Source organism: Streptomyces gottesmaniae (assembly GCF_031845845.1).
Lineage (GTDB): Bacteria > Actinomycetota > Actinomycetes > Streptomycetales > Streptomycetaceae > Streptomyces > Streptomyces akebiae.
The window spans coordinates 1-19807 of record NZ_JAVRFJ010000028.1 but is presented as its reverse complement, the minus strand read 5'-3'; the positions used below and the strand labels follow the sequence as shown (position 1 = coordinate 19807).

At 74.7% G+C, this 19807-nt stretch carries 13 protein-coding genes and 1 pseudogene; 6 read left to right on the top strand and 8 right to left on the bottom strand.

Translation table 11 applies throughout. The features are described 5' to 3' along the window. Positions 1–17: 17 nt before the first annotated feature. The 3 genes from RM704_RS28295 to RM704_RS28285 form a co-directional block, all read right to left on the bottom strand. On the bottom strand, positions 18–4304 hold the full coding sequence (locus RM704_RS28295; protein WP_107072351.1) for a type I polyketide synthase: 4287 nt from the start codon (positions 4302–4304) through the stop codon (positions 18–20). Next, positions 4301–6052: a fatty acyl-AMP ligase gene (locus RM704_RS28290; protein WP_033529090.1), complete on the bottom strand. Its 1752-nt coding sequence runs from the start codon at positions 6050–6052 to the stop codon at positions 4301–4303. The genes RM704_RS28295 and RM704_RS28290 overlap by 4 nt, the downstream gene beginning before the upstream one ends. A 130-nt stretch (positions 6053–6182) precedes the next feature. Beyond that, positions 6183–7685, bottom strand: a complete 1503-nt coding sequence (locus RM704_RS28285) for an acyl-CoA carboxylase subunit beta (protein WP_033529124.1) — start codon at positions 7683–7685, stop codon at positions 6183–6185. A 453-nt stretch (positions 7686–8138) separates the two neighbouring features. Here RM704_RS28285 and RM704_RS28280 point away from each other — a divergent pair, with 453 nt between their 5' ends. Both RM704_RS28280 and RM704_RS28275 read left to right on the top strand, forming a co-directional pair. Then, positions 8139–8810, top strand: coding sequence for an expansin EXLX1 family cellulose-binding protein (locus RM704_RS28280; protein ID WP_052146200.1), 672 nt, complete (start codon positions 8139–8141; stop codon positions 8808–8810). 29 nt (positions 8811–8839) lie between these two features. Next, a complete protein-coding gene (locus RM704_RS28275; protein ID WP_192829724.1) occupies positions 8840–10021 on the top strand; it encodes an aminotransferase class V-fold PLP-dependent enzyme in 1182 nt (393 codons plus the stop codon). A gap of 22 nt (positions 10022–10043) precedes the next feature. Here the strand turns inward: RM704_RS28275 and RM704_RS28270 are convergent, their stop codons facing one another. Both RM704_RS28270 and RM704_RS28265 read right to left on the bottom strand, forming a co-directional pair. Continuing rightward, positions 10044–10895 carry an SDR family oxidoreductase gene (locus RM704_RS28270; protein ID WP_033529092.1) on the bottom strand — a complete coding sequence of 284 codons (852 nt, stop codon included), beginning with the start codon at positions 10893–10895 and terminating at the stop codon, positions 10044–10046. Positions 10896–10915: 20 nt separating this feature from the next. Beyond that, positions 10916–11281: pseudogene (locus tag RM704_RS28265) on the bottom strand (hemerythrin domain-containing protein); the annotation flags it as partial. A 197-nt stretch (positions 11282–11478) separates the two neighbouring features. Between RM704_RS28265 and RM704_RS28260 the strand changes: the two are divergent. Further along, positions 11479–12000, top strand: a complete 522-nt coding sequence (locus RM704_RS28260) for a hypothetical protein (protein ID WP_033529093.1) — start codon at positions 11479–11481, stop codon at positions 11998–12000. A gap of 122 nt (positions 12001–12122) precedes the next feature. Here the strand turns inward: RM704_RS28260 and RM704_RS28255 are convergent, their stop codons facing one another. Together RM704_RS28255 and RM704_RS28250 are read right to left on the bottom strand one after the other, a co-directional pair. After that, a complete protein-coding gene (locus tag RM704_RS28255; protein ID WP_192829725.1) occupies positions 12123–13256 on the bottom strand; it encodes an SGNH/GDSL hydrolase family protein in 1134 nt (377 codons plus the stop codon). 240 nt (positions 13257–13496) lie between these two features. Then, positions 13497–14687 (bottom strand): phytanoyl-CoA dioxygenase family protein, encoded by a 1191-nt coding sequence (locus tag RM704_RS28250; RefSeq protein WP_033529094.1) that lies wholly within the window; start codon positions 14685–14687, stop codon positions 13497–13499. Positions 14688–14942: 255 nt separating this feature from the next. Here RM704_RS28250 and RM704_RS28245 point away from each other — a divergent pair, with 255 nt between their 5' ends. Next, positions 14943–15581, top strand: coding sequence for a DUF6629 family protein (locus tag RM704_RS28245; protein ID WP_033529095.1), 639 nt, complete (start codon positions 14943–14945; stop codon positions 15579–15581). 100 nt (positions 15582–15681) lie between these two features. After that, entirely contained in the window at positions 15682–17175 is a 1494-nt protein-coding gene (locus RM704_RS28240; protein ID WP_033529096.1) for a glycoside hydrolase family 3 N-terminal domain-containing protein, read from the top strand. 100 nt (positions 17176–17275) lie between these two features. Here the strand turns inward: RM704_RS28240 and RM704_RS28235 are convergent, their stop codons facing one another. Continuing rightward, positions 17276–18529 (bottom strand): glycoside hydrolase 5 family protein, encoded by a 1254-nt coding sequence (locus RM704_RS28235; protein ID WP_033529097.1) that lies wholly within the window; start codon positions 18527–18529, stop codon positions 17276–17278. Positions 18530–18602: 73 nt separating this feature from the next. Between RM704_RS28235 and RM704_RS28230 the strand changes: the two genes are divergently transcribed. Next, on the top strand, positions 18603–19658 hold the full coding sequence (locus RM704_RS28230) for a BadF/BadG/BcrA/BcrD ATPase family protein (RefSeq protein WP_438828958.1): 1056 nt from the start codon (positions 18603–18605) through the stop codon (positions 19656–19658). Positions 19659–19807: the final 149 nt, after the last annotated feature.

The following is a 19807-nucleotide window of genomic DNA, read 5'->3' as shown; positions in this document are numbered from 1 at the left end:
CTCTCCTCGGCTCGGGTTCAACGGTGTTCCTCGGCGAGCTCCCGCCGCAGATGGGCGGCGATCTCGTCGACGTGCGGGGGGTCGAGCAGCGACAGATGGTGACCCGTGACCGGGACGACCGTCAGACGCGGGCACACCTCGTCCCAGCCGAGCGCCTCGTCGTCCCGCTCGTACGCGGGGTCACGCACGGTGTGCGGGGCGGGCTCGGTGGCCCGGTACAGCACCACCCGCCCGTCGTGGCGGCCGGGACGGTGGGCCTCGCCGATCCGCAGGTCCACATAGGAGGACCGCTGGTGATCGAGGGCCGCGCGCGGCACCTCGACGGCCTCGCGCAGGGCCCCCAGCACGGTGTCGATCCGCTCGCCGTCGTCCTCGGTCGCGGCCAACTCGTCGTACGGCAGCTCCAGTTCGACCCCGTAGGTGTCGGCGACGTGGCGTGCGAAGCCGGTGAAGTGGGCGCGGATCCGCTCGTCCGGTGTCTCCCCGGCGCGGGGGAGCGGCCGTACGGAGTCGATGAGCACCACCCGCCGCACGTCCCGCCCGGCGGCCGTGAGCTGCCGGGCCGCCTCCTGCGCGACGAAGCCGCCGAACGACCAACCGCCCAGCAGGCACGGCCCGTCGGGGTGCACGGCGGCCACGGCCTCGGCGTACCGCCGGGCCTTCTCGACGACCGTACGGGCCTCGTCGACCCGCTCCATCCCGTACACCGGCCGCTCCCCGCCGAGCCGTTCGACGAGGCCCCGGTAGACGTCGGTGGTCCCGCCGGCGGCGTGGACGAGGAAGAGCGGAGGCTGGGAGCCGGAGGGGTGGAGGGGGCGGAGGAGGGGATGGGGGAGGGGGCCCAGGGGACGGCCGGGCCGGGGCAGGGGGTGCTCGGCCGTCACCGCCGTGGGCGGTGCGACCGGGGCGGCTTCGGCCGGCCCCTCCTCCCTCGACAGTGCCCGCTGGATGCGGGACGCCGTCTCCTCGACCGTGCCGGCGCCCAGGAGGTCGCGCAGGGGGAGTTCGATGGCGAACTCGCGTTGGAGGGCGGAGCGGACGCGGACCGCCATCAGCGAGTCCAGGCCCAGTTCGGCGAAGGCGGTGGCCGGGGTGATACGGGTCGCCGGGTGCCCGGTGACGGCCGCGATGTGGTGACAGAGGCGAGCCGAGACGGAGGCGTCCCGCTCCTGCCCGGTGAGCCACGTCGCGGGCGCGGGGCCGACGTCCGCGCCCTCGGCACGGCCCTCCCACGCCGCGCGGTCCCCGCCCGCGACCCCCGCCCGGCCGTCCGTCCACCAGTGCCGCGCGTGTCGCCAGCGCGGCGCGGGCAGGTCGATGACGCGACCCGGCGGCTGGGGGAGCCCCGATCCGGCGGTGTACAGGGTGCCCAGCCGGGTCAGGAAGTCGGCGGAGGTGTCGGCGTCCCGGTGGAGCGTGCCGAGGGCGAGGGCGCCGGGCGCGTTGTCCGTGATCGCCCGGGCCAGGACCGGGTGGGGGGAGACCTCGACGAACGCGGTGTGGCCGTCGGCGGCGGCCGCGGCGACCGCCCGGTCGAGACGCACGGGCCGCCGCAGGTTGGCGGCCCAGTGCGCCGCGTCGAACACGCAGTCGCCGCGTGGGTCGTCCAGCACGGTGGAATAGACCCGGACGCGAGGGTGTCCGCCCCGGACGTCGGCCAGCTCCGCCGTCAACTCCGGCAACAACGGGTCCACCTGGGCCGAGTGGCCCGCCCCCACCACCCGCATCGCCCGCGCGGCCCGCCCCTCCTTCTCCAGCCGCTCCACCAGCCGGGCCACCGACTCCCCCTCCCCGGCCACCACCTTCTGGCAGGGGGAGGAGTGCACGGCGACCTGCACACCCGGGAAGTCCCGCTCCAGCATGCGCAGTTCGGTGTCGTCGAGGTCCACCACCGCCATCGCCCCGCCCCGCAGCCCGCTGAGCAGCCGTGCCCGTACGGCCACCACCCGGGCCGCGTCCGACACCTCCAGCGCGCCCGCGCACACCGCCGCGGCCACCTCGCCCAGGGAGTGCCCGATGACGGCGGCGGGCTCGACACCGTGCGCCCGCCACAGCTCCGCGAGCGCCAACTGCATACCCAGCAGCACGGGTTGGGCGACCTCAAGACGGTCGAGGTCGCCGCCGGAGACCAGGTGGTCGTAGAGCGAGAAGCCGCACGCGGGGGCCAGCTGTCCGTCCAGTTTCTCCACGGCCGCGGCGAAGGCGGGCTCCTCGGCGAGCAGCCGGCGTCCCATGCCGGTCCACTGGCTGCCATATCCGGAGAACACCCACACCGGCCCGCGCCCGACCACCTCCCGGTCGCCCACCGTCACCCGCTCGTGCGGTCGGCCCACCGCCAACGCACGCAGTCCGTCCGCCAGTTCGGCACGGTCCGCGGCGACGACCGCCGCCCGCACCGGCCCCCGCCCCGTCCGCCCGGCGAGGGTGCGCGCCACGTCGGCGGGGTGCGCGCCGCCGCCCTCGGGCGTGTCCAGCCAGTCGGCGAGCCGGGCGGCGGTGTCACGGACCCGGTCGGCGTCGACGTCGGAGAGGAGGTGGAGCCGGGCCGGGGGCTCCTCCGCCGGGGGCGGGAGCAGGGCGCCGGGCCGCCATTCCTCCAGGACCGCATGGGCGTTGGTGCCGCCGAACCCGAACCCGGAGACCCCGGCGGTGGCCGTACCGCCGTACCGGGGCCACGGCTCGGCCTCGGTGACCACCCGCAGCCGTACGTCGCCGTCCAGGGCGCTGCCCTCGGCGCAGTGCAGCGAGGGCGGGATCAGGTCGTGGTGGAGCGCGAGCACCGTCTTCACCAGCCCGGCGATGCCCGCCGCGGACTCCAGATGGCCCAGGTTGCCCTTGACTGAGCCGAGGAGCAGGGGCTGATCGGGGTCGCGGCCCGTACCGAGGACGGCGCCGAGCGCACCCGCCTCGATGGGGTCGCCGAGGGGGGTGCCGGTGCCGTGGGCCTCGACGTGGTCGATGTGCGCGGGGGAGAGCCCGGCCCGCGCGTAGGCAGTGCGCAACAGGGCTTGCTGGGCGGCCGGGTTGGGGGCCAGGAGGCCGTTGGAGCGGCCGTCGGAGTTGACGGCGGTGGCCCGGACGACGGCGAGGATCCGGTCGCCGTCCCGTTCGGCGTCGGACAGGCGCTTCAGCAGGACCGCCGCACAGCCCTCGCCCCGGCCGATGCCGTCGGCCGCCTTCGAGAACGGCTTGCACCGTCCGTCCGGCGCGAGGGCGCCGGCCCGCCGGAACGCGACGGTGACGGTCGGGGAGAGCAGCAGGTTCACCCCGGCGGCGATCGCGAGATCGCTCTCGCCCGTGCGCAGACTGACGCACGCCTGGTGCACGGCCACCAGCGACGACGAACACGCGGTGTCGACGGCCAGACTCGGCCCCCGGGTGTCCAGGACGTACGCCAGCCGGCCCGCCGCCACGCTCAGCGCCCCGCCGGCCGGCGCCCAGGGGTCGACGGCGGCCGGGTCGGCGCCGGTGAGCTGCCCGTACTCGGGCGCGGAGACACCGACGAAGATCCCGGTGGCGCTGCCCGCGAGGGACGCGGCCGGGACGGCGGCGTGGTCGAGGGTCTCCCGCACGACCTCCAGGAGGATGCGCTGCTGCGGGTCCATCACCGCGGCCTCGCGCGGGGTGACACGGAAGAAGTCGGCGTCGAACCCGGCGATGTCGTCCAGGTACCCGCCGTACGGCAGCGCGTCGGCGGGCGGGTACGGCGTGAAGTCCCGCCACCGGTCCTCCGGGACGCGCCGGATCGCGTCGACACCGTCGAGGAGCGACCGCCAGTACTCCGCCGGGCCGTGCACCCCACCCGGCAGCCGGCACCCGACCCCGACGACCGCGACGGGCTCACCGGGCGCGGGCGCCTCCCGCGACGGGGCCGCCCCCGGAGCGAGGTTCACGGCGGGAACGAGGTCCGCCGCCGCGTCGCACAGCCGCGCCACCAGCGCGTCCCCGGTGGACGCCTCCCACAGCAGCGTGGCCGGCAGCTCCCGGCCCGTCGCCCGGGACAGCTCCCCGGCCAGCACGACCGCGTCCCGTGAGGACATCCCGAGATCCGCGAGCGGCCGGTCCATCGGCACGTCCTCGGCGGCCCCACCGCTCCAGCCGGCCACCTGCGCCGCGATCAGCCGCCGCACCACGCCTTCCCGCCCGTCGCCGGACAGCCTCCCCGGACCGCCCCCGCCGGCCTCCCCGCCCCCGAGCCCGTCCCCGAGCCCGCCCCCGTGCCCGTTCCCGATCCGGCTCCGCCGCTCGTCCGGGCCGTCACCCTCGTCCCCGCCCCTGCCTCCGCTCCCGCCCACGACGCTCATCCCCCGACCCCCGCCGCGTAGGCCCCCGCCAGATAGCGCTCACGGGTCGACGCCCGCGAGACCTTCCCACTGGACGTCCGGGGCACCGCTCCCGGCGGGACGAGCACGACGTCGGCGAGCCGCAGCCCGTGCCGGGCGGAGACGGCCGCGCGGACGGTCCGCACGAGGGCGGGCACGTCGATGTCGGCGAGCGACACGGTCCGCGCGTGCTCCGCGACGACGACCACCCGCTCCCCGGCCCCGCCCGCCACACCGAACGCGGCGAGCCGGTCGCGCCGTACGGCCGGATGCGCCTCCTGGGCCGTGGCCTCCACGTCCTGCGGGTAGTGGTTGCGCCCGTCGACGACGATGAGGTCCTTCAGCCGCCCGGTGACGATCAACTGGCCGTCCAGGACCGTCCCGAGGTCACCGGTTCGCAGCCACCCGCCCGGACCGGACGCGGCGTCGGCGAGCTCGGCGCCGAAGACCCGCAGGGTCTGGCTGTCCTGGTTCCGGTAACCCCGGCCGACATTGGGGCCCTGCACCCAGATCTCGCCGACCTCGCCCTCGGCCAGCGCGACCCGTGACACCGGGTCGGCGATCCGCACCCGCTGCCCCGCCGGCGCGCCGCAGCCGGCCAGCAGCACGGCCCTCGGGTCCTCCGGGCGCGCGGGCAGGGCCTTGCCCGCGGCCAGGGCGTCCCGGTCGAGCGCGAATCCGCGCAGCGGCTCGCCGGGCCGGGCCGCGCTGACGAAGACGGTCGCCTCGGCCAGACCGTACGAGGGACAGTGCGTCCGCGGGGCGAGGCCCTGGGCGGCGAACGCCGCGTGGAAACGGTCGGCCGTGCCGGGACGGACCGGCTCGCTGCCGTTGATCAGCGCCATGACCCCGTCCAGGCGCAGCCCCGCCTTCTGTGCCTCGGTGACCGCCGAAGCGCAGTAGTCGTAGGCGAAGTTGGGTGCCGCGCTCAACGCGAGCGGGTGGGCGGCCAGCAGCCGCAGCCAGCGCACGGGCTCGTGCAGGAACGCCACCGGGTCCATGAGGACCGACAACAGCCCCCGCACCACCGGCGCCGCGACACTGAGCACCAGCCCCATGTCGTGGTAGAGCGGCAGCCAGCCCACACAGGTCGCCGGGTGCGCGTCGGCACCGTAGGCGGACAGCGCCTGGCGGGCGTTGGCGACGACGTTGGCATGGGTGATCTCGACTCCCGCCGGGGTGCGGGTCGAACCGGAGGTGTACTGGAGGTAGGCGACGGCGCCGGCTTCGGGCGTGCACGGCGGCCGTGCGTCATCGGCGGCCGCGTCCGGGATCCGGTCCACGGCGACGACCCGTGCGGCCCCGCCCTCGCACAACTCCCTTACCTCGGCCAGGGACTGGACCGTGGTGACGACGACCGCCGGGGACGCGTCGGCCAGCACCGCCGACAGCCGGTCGCCCTGCCCGGGCAGCCCGGGCGGATACAGCGGTACGGCGACCAGTCCGGCGGCGAGCGCCCCGAGGAAGGCGGTGACGTACTCCGTCCCCTGCGGGCACAGCACCGCGACCCGTTCCCCGGGCTCGGCCTCCGCCGCGAGCCGCGCGGCCACGGCCCGCACCCGCAGATCCAGTCGGCGCCAGGTCAGGGTGCGGTGGACGCCGCGCGACTGAGGCGCGGGATGGTCGACGAAGGTGAACGCCCGGCGGTCGGGAGTGGTCTCGGCCCAGTGCCGCACATACTCCGGCAGACTCCGGAAGGCGGGCGCGAGCGGGGGGCGGCGGCTGTCCATCGGGCATGGCTCCTCACGTCGCGGGACGGCTTGCGGTCACGGCGGTGACGGCGATGACAACGGTGACGGCGGTGGCAGGACTGGGCGGGACGCGGCGCGCGCACCGGGACGCGCTCGGGGACGGGCGCGTTCAGAGCGGAATGTTGCCGTGGCGCCGTTCCGGCATCGGGGCGCGCTTGCCGCGCAGGGCGCGCAGCGCGCGGCAGATGTGGGCACGGGTGTCGCGCGGGGCGATGACGGCGTCGACGTAGCCGCGCTCGGCGGCGAGGTACGGGGTCCCGTACGTGCCCTCGTACGCGGTGACCAGGCGGGCCCGCAGCGCCTCGGGGTCGGCCGCGGCGGCGAGTTCACGGCGGTGCAGGATCCCCACCGCGCCCTCGGCGCCCATGACGGCGATCCGGGCGGTGGGCCAGGCGAGATTGATGTCGGCGCCGAGGTGCTTGGACCCCATCACCGCGTACCCGCCGCCGTACGCCTTGCGCACCACCACCGTGACCTTGGGGACGGTCGCCTCGGCGTACGCGTACAGCAGTTTGGCGCCGCGCCGGATGATGCCGGCCTGCTCCTGGCGGACGCCGGAGAGATAGCCGGGGACGTCGGCGAAGGTCAGCAGGGGGATGCCGAACGCGTCGCAGAACCGTACGAACCGCGCGGCCTTCTCGGAGGCGTCGATGTCGAGGACCCCGGCCGAGCACAGCGGCTGGTTGGCGACGACCCCGACGCTGGCTCCCTCGACGAGGGCCAGCGCGCAGATGATGTTCGGCGCGAACAGCTCCTGGATCTCCAGGAGTTCACCGTCGTCGACGACCGCGCGCAGCACGTCCCGCATGTCGTAGGCCTGACCGAGCCGGTCCGGCACCACCGTGTCGAGGCACGGCCCGGCGGGCGCGGCCCCCGGCGCGTACTGCGGGGGCCGCTCCAGGTTGTTGGCGGGCAGATACGACAACAGGTCACGCACGGTGTCGAGGGCGTCGACCTCGTCGGCGGCCAGGAAGTGCGCGTTGCCGTTGACGGTGTTGCTGGTGCGGGCGCCGCCCAGCTCCTCGGCGCTGGTGCGTTCACCGGTGACCGTCTCGATGACGTCGGGCCCGGTGACGAACATGTGCGAGGCGCCGTCCACCATCACGGTGAAGTCGGTGATGGCCGGCGAGTACGCGGCCCCGCCCGCACAGGGGCCCAGGACGACCGAGATCTGCGGGATCACCCCGGAGGCCTGGACGTTCCGGCGGACCAGTTCGGCGTAGAGCGCGAGGGAGGTGACGCCCTCCTGGATGCGCGCGCCCCCTCCGTCGTTCAGACCGATGACCGGACAGCCGGTCTTCAGGGCGAGGTCCATCAGCGCGAGGGTCTTCTCCCCGAAGGCCTCGCCCATGCTGCCGCCGTACACGGTGGCGTCCTGGGCGAAGACACAGACCTGACGGCCGTCGATCGTGCCGTGCCCGGTGACCACCCCGTCGCCGTACGGGCGCCGTGCGCCGTCCCCGGCGGACCGTGCCCGCACGAACAGGCCCGTCTCCGTGAACGATCCCGCGTCCAGCAGCAGGTCGATCCGTTCGCGGGCACCGTACTCCCCGCGTCTTCTGGGCCCGCCCGGCGCGACCGCCCGCGTCCGGCGGCCCTCCAGATCGGCGATGCGGTCGACGGTCCGGTCGGGTGCCCGGTCGGGGGTCGGACCGGGTGCCCGGTCCGGGGTCGGGTCAGGTGCGGGGTCGGGGATCCGGTCGGCGGTATGGTCACGGACCGGCTCGGGGACCGGCCCGGGGGCCGGTTCCGGGACCGGCTCGCGCACGCGGCCGGGCGTACGCTCCGCCACCTGCCCCGCCCGGGATGTCGTCACCTCTAGCGTCACAGCCACCTCCGAAGTGGCTTTCGAATATGGCAGCGGAGGAGGGCCGGAACGGGCCGATCCGCTTTCTGTTTGCGGGAGATGAGTCCTGCGGGGCCCGGGTTAGTCCGTGGGTGACAAGGGCCCGAGGGCGACTCGGGTGTTCCGGGCGTATGGCCGTATTCGCGCTTCTCTTGAGGGTTCAACGATGCCAGGATCGCGGCCCCCGAGCACGCCCCACCGTTCGCGAAAGGCATCGACATGCGCAGTCGGCTCACCCTCCTCGCCGCCGCCACGGCCCTGCTGGCGGCGGCCCCCTCACCGGCGTACGCCAGTGTCCGGCCCGGCGTCACCTACTCCGGCGAAGGCACCTTCTACGGCGCGACCGGCGTCGGGAACTGCCTCTACGACGCCACGAGCGACATCGCCGTCGCCGCCCTCAACCACACCGACTACGACACCGCCCGCATGTGCGGCGCCTTCATCCGGGTCAAGGGCCCGCGCGGCGAGCTGACGGTGAAGATCGTCGACCGCTGCCCGGAGTGCCGCCCCGGCGACGTCGACCTCGGGCAGCAGGCCTTCGCCCGTATCGCCGACCCGGTGGCCGGCCGGGTGCCGATCACCTGGACGCTGGTGAGCCCGGACCTCGCCGGACCCGTCTCCTACCGCTACAAGGAAGGGTCCACACAGTGGTGGTGCGGCATCCAGGTGCGCAACCACCGCAACCCCGTCGCCACCCTGGAGGTCCGCACCGGCACCACCTGGCGGCAACTCCCGCGCCAGGAGTACAACTACTTCGTCTCGGCGGACGGCGCCGGCTGCGGCTCCGACATCCGCGTCACCGACATCCACGGCCAGACCCTCACCGACACCGGCGTCACCCTCACCCCGAACGTCGACCAACCGGGCCGCGCCCAGTTCACCAAGCACTGACCCAACTGACCCATGGGAAGGGTGTGGGCATGGACATCGACGCACTGCGCCGGGACACCCCCGGCACCGCCCACCGACTCCATCTCAACAACGCCGGAGCCGGTCTGCTCTCCCGGCCGACCCTGGACGCCGTCACCGCCCACCTGGAACTGGAAGCCACCATCGGCGGCTACGAGGCGGCCCGCCAGGAGCAGCACCGCATCGACGCCACCTACACCAGCCTCGCCCGGCTGATCGGCGGACGCCCCGACGAGATCGCCCTGTTCGACAACTCCACCCACGCCTGGAACGCCGCGTTCTACGCGCTCACCTTCAAGCCGGGCGACCGCATCCTCACCGGCCGGGCCGAGTACGGCAGCAATGTGCTCGCCTACCTCCAGGTCGCCCGGCGCACCGGCGCGGAGATCGTCGTCGTCCCCGACGATCCCTCCGGACAACTCGACACCGCCGCCCTCGCCGAGCTGATCGACGAACGCACCCGACTGGTCGGTATCAGCCACGTCCCCACCAGCGGCGGCCTGATCAACCCGGCGGCCGAGATCGGCCGGATCACCCGTGCCGCCGGTGTCCCGTTCCTCCTCGACGCCACCCAGTCCGTGGGCCAGTTCCCGGTGGACGTCGAGGCCATCGGCTGCGACATGCTCACCGCCACCGGCCGCAAGTTCCTGCGCGGCCCGCGCGGCACGGGCTTCCTCTGGGTGCGCTCCGAGGCACTGGAGCACCTCGACCCGCACGTCGTCGAGATCCATTCCGCCACCTGGGACGGGGGACGCGGCTTCACCTGGCAGCCCGGCGCCCGCCGCTTCGAGACCTGGGAGACCGCCTACGCGAATGTCCTGGGCCTCGACGCGGCCGTGCGTCAGGCCCTCGACCTGGGCCTGGACCGCATCGGCGAACGGGCCCTCGCCCTGGGCGCCCATCTGCGGGACCGGCTCGACGACCTTCCCGGCGTGACCACCCACGACCTCGGCGAACACCGCTGCGCCATCGTGACCGCCACGGTCGACGGTCTGTCCGCGACCGAGGTCGCCGCCGGCCTCGCCCGGCAGCGGATCAACGTCACCACCACCGTCCCGGAACAGACCCAGTTCGACACCGAACACCGAGGCGTCCACCCCCTGGTCCGGCTCTCCCCGCACTACTACAACACCGAAGCCGAACTCGACCGCACCGTCGAGGTCATGGCCGCCCTCGCCCGCACCGCACGCTGAGACCCCGCCCGGCGAGCGTCCGTCAGCCCCGCGGCTCCGCGAGGAACTCCCGCGCGCCCCGCAGCCGGGTGCGCAGGCCCCGCCGGGTGACCCGGCTGTCCAGCCGGACGTCGAGGGCTCCTCGCCGGGCGCCGTCGACCTGGCGTCCGGCGGGCAGCCGCGTCGGATCCAGTCCGTCGCGGCGGGCGACGAGGACGCCCAACTCGTGCCGGGTGAGAGCCTCCGGCCCCGCGACGTGCCGCACGCCGACCGCCTTGGACGCGGCCAGTTCCAGCAGCGCGTCGGCCAGGTCGGCCACCTGCACCGGACAGCGCACCACATCGGTGAACAACACACCGTCGCGGGCACCGGCCACCAGATCGTGCACATGCCGTTCATGCACGGACAGAGCGTTGCCGTCCCCGATGATCAGCGAAGTACGCACCACCGCGGCGTCGGGTACCAGCAGCCGGACCCCGGTCTCCGCCGCCGCCTTCGCGGCACCGTACGGCGTGACGGGATCCGGTGGGCAGGTCTCGTCGTAGGGGCCGCGGTCACCCGAGAACACGGCGTCGCTCGACACATGGACCAGCCGGCAGCCCCGCCCGGCCACGGCCCGCGCCACCCGGACCCCGCCCTCGGCGGTGACCGCCCAGTCCGGCCCGCCGCTCGACACATTGACGACGACCGAGGGGGCCGCCCGCGCCAGCACCTCGGTCAGCCCCGCGGGATCCCGGAGGTCGAGGGCGTGCCAGGAGACCTCTGCCGGCACGCCCCGCCGGGTGTCCGGCGGCCGGGTGGTGCGGGTCGCGGACGTCTCGTGGCCCGCCGCCACGGCCCGGCGCGTCAACTCGCCGCCCAGGAAACCGCTGCCGCCGATGATCAGAAGCCTCATGACCGGCAACGGTATGCCCCTCAGGACTCCTTGCCCCGGCCGCTCAACGCGTCGCGCATCCGGTGGACGAGGCCGAGGCCCGGCGCGAGGATCCTGTTGGCGGGCGGCTAGGTCGGAGCCCCGGGGTGGGGACGGGTCGGCGCCAGCTTCTTGGCCCGTCGGACCTTGTCGCCGAGGTCGTCCAGCACCGAGGCGGAGCACGCCTTCGCCAACTGCGGGAAGAGATTGCCCTCCTCGTCCCGGACGTGATGCCTGACCTCGGCCATCAACCGGGTGATCAGACGGTCGAACTCCGGGTCGCCGGCGGCGCACCGCTCCAGGTCCTTCATGGTGCGCTCGGCCGAGGCGAGATCCACCAACTCGTGGTGGGCGACCGCGTCACCGTCGTTCGTTCCGGTCCGGACCTCTGTGGAGGTCAGTGAACCCTCGCCGTCCCGCACACGTCGTATGTGACGTCCGGTGAGTCAGGGCGGCGCACAGGTGTGGCCCAGGACACGTGCGTTCCGTGGCCTGCGCCATTTCGGGGTGGGCGGCGCTCGACTACGTTGTGCCGGCGTTCCCCAGTACCCACGGATGGCCCAGCGTGCTCGCAGATCTCTCCCCTCTCATAGCGGCGACCACCCAGTGGCTGACGCGCGCCTACCCGGCGGGCGGCGGCGCGCTGGACGGCGCGCTCTGCGAGGCGCAGGCCCGCCAGGCCGTCACCGTGGCCGCCTGGCTCCGCTACCCGACACCGATGGACGCCGCCCTCGTCGGCGTGGCCGGACCGGGCGGCTCCGCCCGCCTCGACTGGGTCACCGGCTACGACGAGGCCCCGACACCCGAGGAGTACGCCTGGCGGACCTGGGTCGACGAGGTCGTGGCCAGCTGGGCGGCCTGCCTTCTGGCCGATGCCGCGCTGGCCCGCACCGCCGTGGACGCCCTCGACGGGTCCCCGCACACCGCCGGCCCGTCCGCCGCCTTCCGCCGCCTCCTCGACCCCGACGAGCTCGACCGGCGGGCCGCCGCACTCCTGCGCCATCCCGACCTGCTCGCGCCCGTCGCGACCCTGCACCACACCGGCCTCCTCGCCGCGCTGCGGCCGGGCCGGCCCCTGCCGGCCTGAGCCGGTCGGCCGCGGACCCCGTGCCGGCCCACGGGACGCCGGTCCACGGGAGCCGGCCCCCGGGACGCCGGCTCACCGTTCGGTCGAGGCCGCGAGGCGGGCGCACCCCGGTGGAGGCCGCGCTACCAGCGCAGCGGCAGCCCCGCCACGTGGGTGTCGAGCAGTCCGGAGATGATCCGGTGGTCGTGGAGCGAGGGATGCCAGTCGCAGCCCAGGTGGTCGAGGCCGGGATCCTCGTAGTACCAGTGGCTCACCCGGTCGTCGCCGCGTCGGCCCCGCTCCTCGACGATCCGCAGGGTCGCCTCCGCCAGCGCGGTGGTGTTCCCCAGACGGGCGGCGGCCACCACGAGGAACGTCCTCGGCCCGTACCGGGCGCGCAGCTTGTCGAGGAACCCGTGGTAGGCGCTCTCGTAGGCGGCGACCAGCTCGGCCGTCGTGCTCCAGCGCTCACCGGGGTTCAGGGCCGTCGAGAAGTCGTTGATGCCGAGTCCGACCACGACGACCTGCGGACACCAGCTGTGCGGTTTCCGCCAGACGTCGCCCTCGACGTTCAGCAGGGCACGGTCGTAGTACGTGCGAAAGTCGGTTCCGGGTTCGCCGCCGTTGTAGTTGCGGACCATTCCCCGACCGGAGAAGGCGTTGATCTGGAAGTCGGCGTCCAGTTCTCGCGCGGTGAGCGCGCCGAAGGAGAGATCGGCGTTGCTGTTCCGGTTGACCCCGCCGTTGCCGGAACAGTCCCGGATCTCGGAGACGTTTCCGTAACCGGCGGTGTACGAGTCGCCGATGAACTCGATCTGCCGGCGCCGCGCCCGGGGGCTCGGGAGGATCCCGCCCCCGGGAGCCGCGACGAACCCGCCGAACCGGCCGACGGCCCAGGGACTCTCCGTGCGCTTCACGACCCGTACGCGGTGGGCGCCGTCGGCGAGGCCGTCGACCCAGGAGACGGTACGGCCCGGGGTGACGAGCGTGGCCACGGTCGCCCCGTCGACCTGGACGTCGTAGTCGTTGTCGGCGTCGTCGAGGACCACGCCGACGCCGGTCCCGTGGAACCGCCCCTCGAAGGAGACGCCGGGCCAGCTGTACCGGACGGTCCCGTCGGCGGCCCGCCTGACCCGGCCCACCGTGTGGAACCGCGCCGTTTCGGCCTCGGCGGCACGCGCGGGGGACACGACGGTGGTGACGAGACCCGCCGCAGCGGCCGCGACCAGCGCCCGTCGTGACACCGTCCGGCGGGATAACTCGTGAGGCGTCTGCATGGCCGTCCCTTCGACGCGGATATGGGAGCGCTCCCATAGGGGGAAGCGCTATCGAAGGTGACCGCCTCACGCGACGCCGTCAACCCCAGCGACGACATCCGTCACGATCGCTTGCAGCTCCCCGGGGGCGCCGCCCGGACGGGGGCCGCCGCCGTCCGTCCGCCGCCCGGACAGGGGCCGCCGCCGTCCGTCCGCCGTCCGCCGTCCCACGGACGACGGCGAGGGCCGACCACAGCGGCGTCACCGAACGGTTCGGTGCCCTCGGCGCCTGCCGGCCGCCTCCAGTTCGCGACGCAGCCGCTCCGGTTCCCACGCCTCGTCGACGGCCTGCCGGAGCAGATCGGCCTGGGAGGGTGGGGCCAGCCCGTCGACGGGCGGGTCGAGGTCCAGATCCGTGGGGAAGGGGTAGCCCTCGGCGGTGGCGGCGACGACGCGGCGCACCCAGTCGTCCGTGGCGCCCTCGGACCTGCGCCGCACCAGGACGGGGAACACGGCGTTCACCATCGCCTCGCGGTCCACGGTCTCCATGGCCCGGCCGAACGCGGAGGAGATCTGGAGCAGGTTCGCCATGCGCCGGATGTCCGACGAGCGGTTGTGCCCGGCCGCGTGGAAGAGAGCCGGGTTGAAGAAGGCCGCGTCGCCCTTGTCGAGGGGGAGTTGGACGTGGTGGGAGTCGAAGTACGCGACGAACTCCGGGAGCCGCCAGGCGAGGTAGCCGGGCTCGTACTTCTGCGAGTGCGGCAGATAGAGGGTGGGGCCCGACTCGACGGGCATGTCGCAGTGGGCGACCGCGCCCTGAAGGGTGAGCGCGGGGGAGAGCCGGTGGACGTGCGCCGGGTAGGCGGCCGCCTGCCGCTGGGAGAGGAAGCCGAGGTGGTAGTCGCGGTGCGGGCTCTGGGCGGCGCCGCCGGGGTTGACCACGTTGACCTGTGAGGTGACCTGGTAGGCGGGGCCGAGCCAGGCCTCGGCGACCAGGGCCAGCATGTCATTGGCGTAGTAGTCGGCGAAGACGTCCGGCGCGCGTACGGCCAGCTTGTCCAGGGCGCTCCAGACCCGGTCGTTGGCGCCGGGCCTGGCGAAGTGGTCGCCCCGGGCCGTACCCGAGGCGCGCTCCTCCTCGATCAGTTCGCGGAAGGCGGCGGACGCCCGGTCCACGACGGCCGGGTCGGTGAACGCGCCCTTGAACACGACGATTCCGGGGCCGTCCAGGAGCGTCCTGACCAACTCCGTCCGGACGTCCCGAAGGCCCTGCGGGGTGGCCGTCAGGGCGCGGAGCCGGTCGCTGTCGTAGAGCGGCACGTTCCCCTCGACCCGCTCGGCCGAGGGGTGGTCGGCCGGGTCGGTGCTCCGCTCGACGAGCGCCCGGAACGTGTCGAGATCGCAGTCCGCCTCGGTCAGCCAGGTCCGTGACACCGCAGCTATGGGGGACATCGCGGCTCCTTTCGCAGCCTTGTGTTGCTGCCAGTCTGAGGACCTTGAATCCCTCATTCAATGCGCGAAAACCCATCAAAAACACGTCACGACCACCTCGGGACGCGCCTTCGGGACCCGCTTCGGAACGCGCATGCGGAACATGAGCGGTGCGGCGCGGTGCCCGAGGTGGCCGGCTCGTGTCGCCCCGGTGTCGGTCGCCGTGGGCGACGTAGCGTGGGCCGCGCAGGTGTCGGGCGACCCCGGGGTGGCGGGATGTGCTGGAGCGCGACGGCCGATCTCGTGGCGGGTGCCGCGGTGGCGGCGGTCGGGGTGACCGGTGTGGTGCTCGCGCCCGACCGGCGGGCCCTGCCGCTGGCGGCGCTGCCGTTGCTGCTCGGCGCCCACCAGATCGTGGAGTCGGCGGTCTGGTCCTCGGGCGGCGGCAGCGGACCGGCGACCGTGGCCTGGGCCGTCGTCGCGCTGCCGCTGCTGGCCGTGTGGGTGCCGGCGGGCGTCTTGTGCGTGGCTCCGTCGGGGGCCCGCACCCGGCTGGCCGTCCTGCTCGCCGTCGGGGTCGCGACCGCCGTGCCGCTCGCCCACGCCCTCGCCACCCGCCCGGTGACGGCCGAGATCCGTGGCCGCACCGTCGGGTACACGGTCGACCTCTCCCACCCGGTGCTCCTGGTCGCCGGCTACCTCCTCGCCACCGTCGGCTCCCTGCTCCTCTCCGGCGACCGTCGGCTCGTCGTGCTCGGCCTCCTGGCGGCCGCCGGAGCCGCGGTCTGCTGGACCCTGTGGCGACTGGAGTTCATCTCCACCTGGTGTGCTTTCGCGGCCCTGTGCTCGGTGGTCCTGCTCGGCTGGGTCCGCGCACGCGCGAGAGCGTCCTCGCGGCCGCGCCAGAACGCCTGAGTCGTCGCCCGTACGCCTTGGCGCCGCCTCCTGGCGCTTGGTGAATCAATCATCCATCGAACTGTTGACTTTCGGCTTGGCCAGCCAGAGGATTCCGGAGGTGACACACTCCGCCGCCGGGCCCCTCGGCCCGGTTCTCCCCGCGGCCCTCGACGAGGCAGCCCACCGCTGCCTCGTCGCGGGCTTCGACGGTACGACGACCGTCCCCGACACCCTGAAACGGCTGATCGACCGCGGGCTGGGCGGGGTCATCCTGTTCACCCGCAACATCCGCGACGCCGACCAGGTCCGCGAACTCACCGGCACCCTGCGGACGTTGCGGCCGGACCTGCTGGTCGCCATCGACAACGAGGGCGGCGGCATCGGCCACCTCGTCGCCGCGGGCGCCCCCGAGGTGCCCGGTTCATGGGCGCTCGGCGTCGCCGACGACCCCGGCCTGACCGCCGCGTGCGCCGACGCCCTCGCCGGGCACCTGCTCTCGCTCGGGATCACCGCCTCCTACGCCCCCGTCGCCGACGTCCAGAGCCGGCCCGAGAACCCGATCGTGCGCACCCGCGCCTTCGGCGACGACCCCGAGCTGGTCTCCCGGCATCTGCGCGCCTGGATCGAGGCCACCGAGCGGCGCGGCGTGGCCTCCTGCGCCAAGCACTTCCCCGGCCACGGCGGGACCGTCACCGACAGCCACCACGCGCCCGCGGTCGACCCGCGGCCGTACGAACACCTCGACCTCGCGCCCTTCCGGGCCGCCGTCGAGGCGGGCGTGCCCATGCTGATGAGCGCCCATGTCGTCTTCCCGGCCCTCGACGCGGAGCTGCCCGCCACCCTCAGCCCGCGGATCCTCTCCGACCTGCTGCGCGGCGAACTCGGCTTCGAGGGCGTCCTCGTCAGCGACGCGCTGGAGATGAAGGCCATCGCCGACCGCTACGGCGAAGCGGCCGGCGCCCGCCTCGCGCTCGCCGCCGGAGCCGACCAGGTCATCGTCGCCGTACCGGATCTGGAGGTCACCCTCACCTGCCGGGACGCCGTGCTCGACGCGCTCGGGGCGGGCGACCTCGCGGCGGAGAGGGTGACCGAGGCCGCGGAACGGGTACGGCGGCTCGCCCTGCGGTACGCGGTGCCGTACCGGCCGGGTGCCGTGGCCGCGTGGGACACCGGCGCCGGGCTGACGGCGGCGCGGCGGGCCGTACGGAGCGGGCGGCCGTCGCCACGGCCGGTGCCGGGCGCCCATGTCGTCGACTGCTTCCCGCCCCCGCACCCCGCTCTCAACTGGGGCGGCGAGGATCTGTTGACCGAGATCCGCGCCCTCGACCCGACCGCCACGGGGACGGCGGTCGCCGGGGAGCCCGCCGACCTCGCGGCCGTCGCGGAGGCGGTACTGGGGGCCGCCGGGACGCGGCCGCTGGTCCTCGCCCTGTGCGATGCCGGGCTGTACCCCTGGCAGATCCGTCTCAGGGACGCGCTGCTGGCCGCCCGGCCGGACACACTCGTGGTCTCGACCGGGCTGCCGGAAGAGGGAGCCGCGGTGGCCGCGCACGGGAGGGGACGGGTGAACCTGCGGGCGGCGGCCGAGCTGGTGACGGGCCGGACGTCCTGAGCGGGGCTCCCATTGCGGGCCCCCGGGCGCGGCAGGTCCCCCCCGTGGCGCGACGCGTTGCTCCGCCCAGCTCCGGCTCGCTCCGGCCCGGCCCGCCCCCTCACTTCCCCTCGATCAACTCAGTGATCCCCCGCGCCGCCAGATACGCGGCGTCCTTCACGCGCTCCGTCAGGACCACCGCCGGGCGGGTGCCTTCCTGTCGCAGGCGCATCCAGGTGTCGAAGAAGGCGCCGCCCGGGCCGGAGACCGAGCGGGTGGACGGGGTGCAGTCCAGGACCAGCGCGGTCGTGCGGGGCGCGGGCCGGACGGCGGCGGTGCGCAGCTCGGCCACCGTCGTGGACAGGGCCTCCGCGATCGGCTTGGGGCGCCCGTGGGAGTCGAACAGGCCGAGCGTGTACTCCAGTTCGGGGAAGTCGGCCAAGGAGCGGTCGACGTCGTGGGAGCACCACCAGGTGACGCCCCACAGGGGGGCGCAGCCCGCCGCGTTCAGCAGGGTCGCGCGGGCGAAGTCGGGGGCGTCGGCCGCCGGGATGTGCGGCTCGGGGGCGCCGGTCTCCTGCACCCAGACCGGGCGGGCCGGGTCGGTGGCATAGGCGGCGGCCAGCTCCGTGCCGTACTCCGCGAGGTAGTGCACCTCGGGTGAGCGTGGGCCGTAACGGCGGGCGCAGTCCGCAGAGAAGACCCAGGGGTGCACCGTGGTGAGGTCGCCCTTGCGTGCCGAGGCCTCCGGGGTGAACGGGTGGTCGTCGCCGTACCAGGCGGCGTCGTACGCCGAGTGGGTCACCAGGCCGCCGGCCTCGCCGAGCCCGTGCCGCGCGGCGCCGAGCAGGGTGTCGAGGTAGTGGTCGACCTCGGCCACGGTCACCGGGTTGTGCTCGACCAGGTTGTTGAGCTCGTTGCCGAGCTGGAGGCCGATGAGGCGGGGGTGGCCGGAGAGGGCGCGGCCGAGCGTGCGCAGCAGCAGCGCCTGGGCCTCGATCGCCTCGGGGTCGGTGAAGACGTTGCGGTGGTGCCAGCCGCGGGTCCACTCGGGGTAGAAGTCGAAGCTCGACAGATGGCCCTGGACGCCGTCGACGAGGACGTCGAGCCCGCACTCGCCCGCGAGATCCACCAACCGGACGAGCTGGTCCACGGCCGACGCCCGGACCACGGCGCGGTTCGGCTGGAGCAGGGGCCACAGGTGGAAGACGCGGACGTGGTCCAGGCCCAGCCCGGCGATCTGGGCCAGGTCCTCGCGCGCGAGCCCGGGGTCGAAGTCGTGCCAGGCGTGGAACCAGCCCCTGCGTGGGGTGTAGTTCACTCCGAAGCGGAGCGCGGGCTCGGGCTCCGGCGCGGGCGAGGGTGGCGTGCTGATGGCGTCCTCCTCAAGAGACGGACCTTGTCTCCGGCGAATGTATCAACCACCATGGACGGCAATGAATAGTGATTTGAACCAAGATTCCGAGGATCTCCCGGCGCCCGCCGCGCGGTCGGTGGCCGAGACCGCCCCCGCCTACGTGGTCGGCATCGACGCGGGCGGCACCCGTACCCGCGCCGTCCTGGCGGAGCTCGACGGCGGCCGGGTCCGGGGCGAGGGCGCGGCCGGGCCGGGCAACGCGCTGACCGTGCCCGGCCCGTCGCTCGCCGACCACCTCGCCGAGGCCGTGGCGCACGCCGTGCCGGAGGAACTGCGCGGACGGGTGGTGGCGGTGGCGGGCGGGTTCGCGGGGGCCGGCCACCGGGCCCAGGGTGCCGACGAGCCCGGCCGACTGCGGGCCCGGGCCGCCCTGACGGCCGCGCTCGCCCGGCTCGGTGTCACCGCCGCGTCGGTCGGTGTCCACAGCGACATCGAGACGACGTTCGCCGCGGCCCCCGGCCATCCCGCCGACGGGCTGGTCCTCGTGGCCGGCACCGGCGCGGTCGCGGCCCGGATCGCCGGACGGGTGCCGACCGCGACCTCGGGCGGCGACGGCTGGCTCCTCGGGGACGACGGCGGCGGCTTCTGGATCGGCCGCGCGGCCGTACGGGCGGCCCTGCGCGCGGCCGACGGCCGCGGCGTGCCCACCGCGCTCGTCCGCGCCGTCGGCCGGGACCTGGGGCTGCCGGAGGAGGTGCTCCCGCCGGAGGGATACGGCCTGACCGGGGCCACCGTGTGGAGTGCCGAGCGGCGTACCGCCTACCGGGCCGGGTTGCTGCCCGCCGTCATGGACCGGCCGCCCGTCCGTCTCGCCGATCACGCGCCCGTGGTGGTGCGGACCGCCGAGGAGAGGGACGCAGTGGCGGTGCGGATCCTCCAGGAGGCCGCGCGCCACCTGGCCGAGACCGTCGCCGCCCTGGCGCCCCGGCCCGGCGAGCCCCTCGTCGCCACCGGCGGCCTGCTCGCCCCCGACGGCCCCCTGCTGTCCCCGCTGACCGAACGCCTCGCCCCCCTCGGACTCACCGTCACCCCGGTCGCGGACGGCTCCCCGGGCGCCGTGGCCCTGGCCCGCCTAGGGCGCTTCTGATGGATCTCCGCGGCGTCGCGATGCCCGGCACGCCCTCTCGCCGCACCGCGCGAAAGCCCACGTACGTCCAGTACGCGGGCTTCCGCGCGGCACGCCGAGAGCACGCTCCCCCAGTCTCGGCTTCGCTCGACCGGGAGGGGCCCCCACGA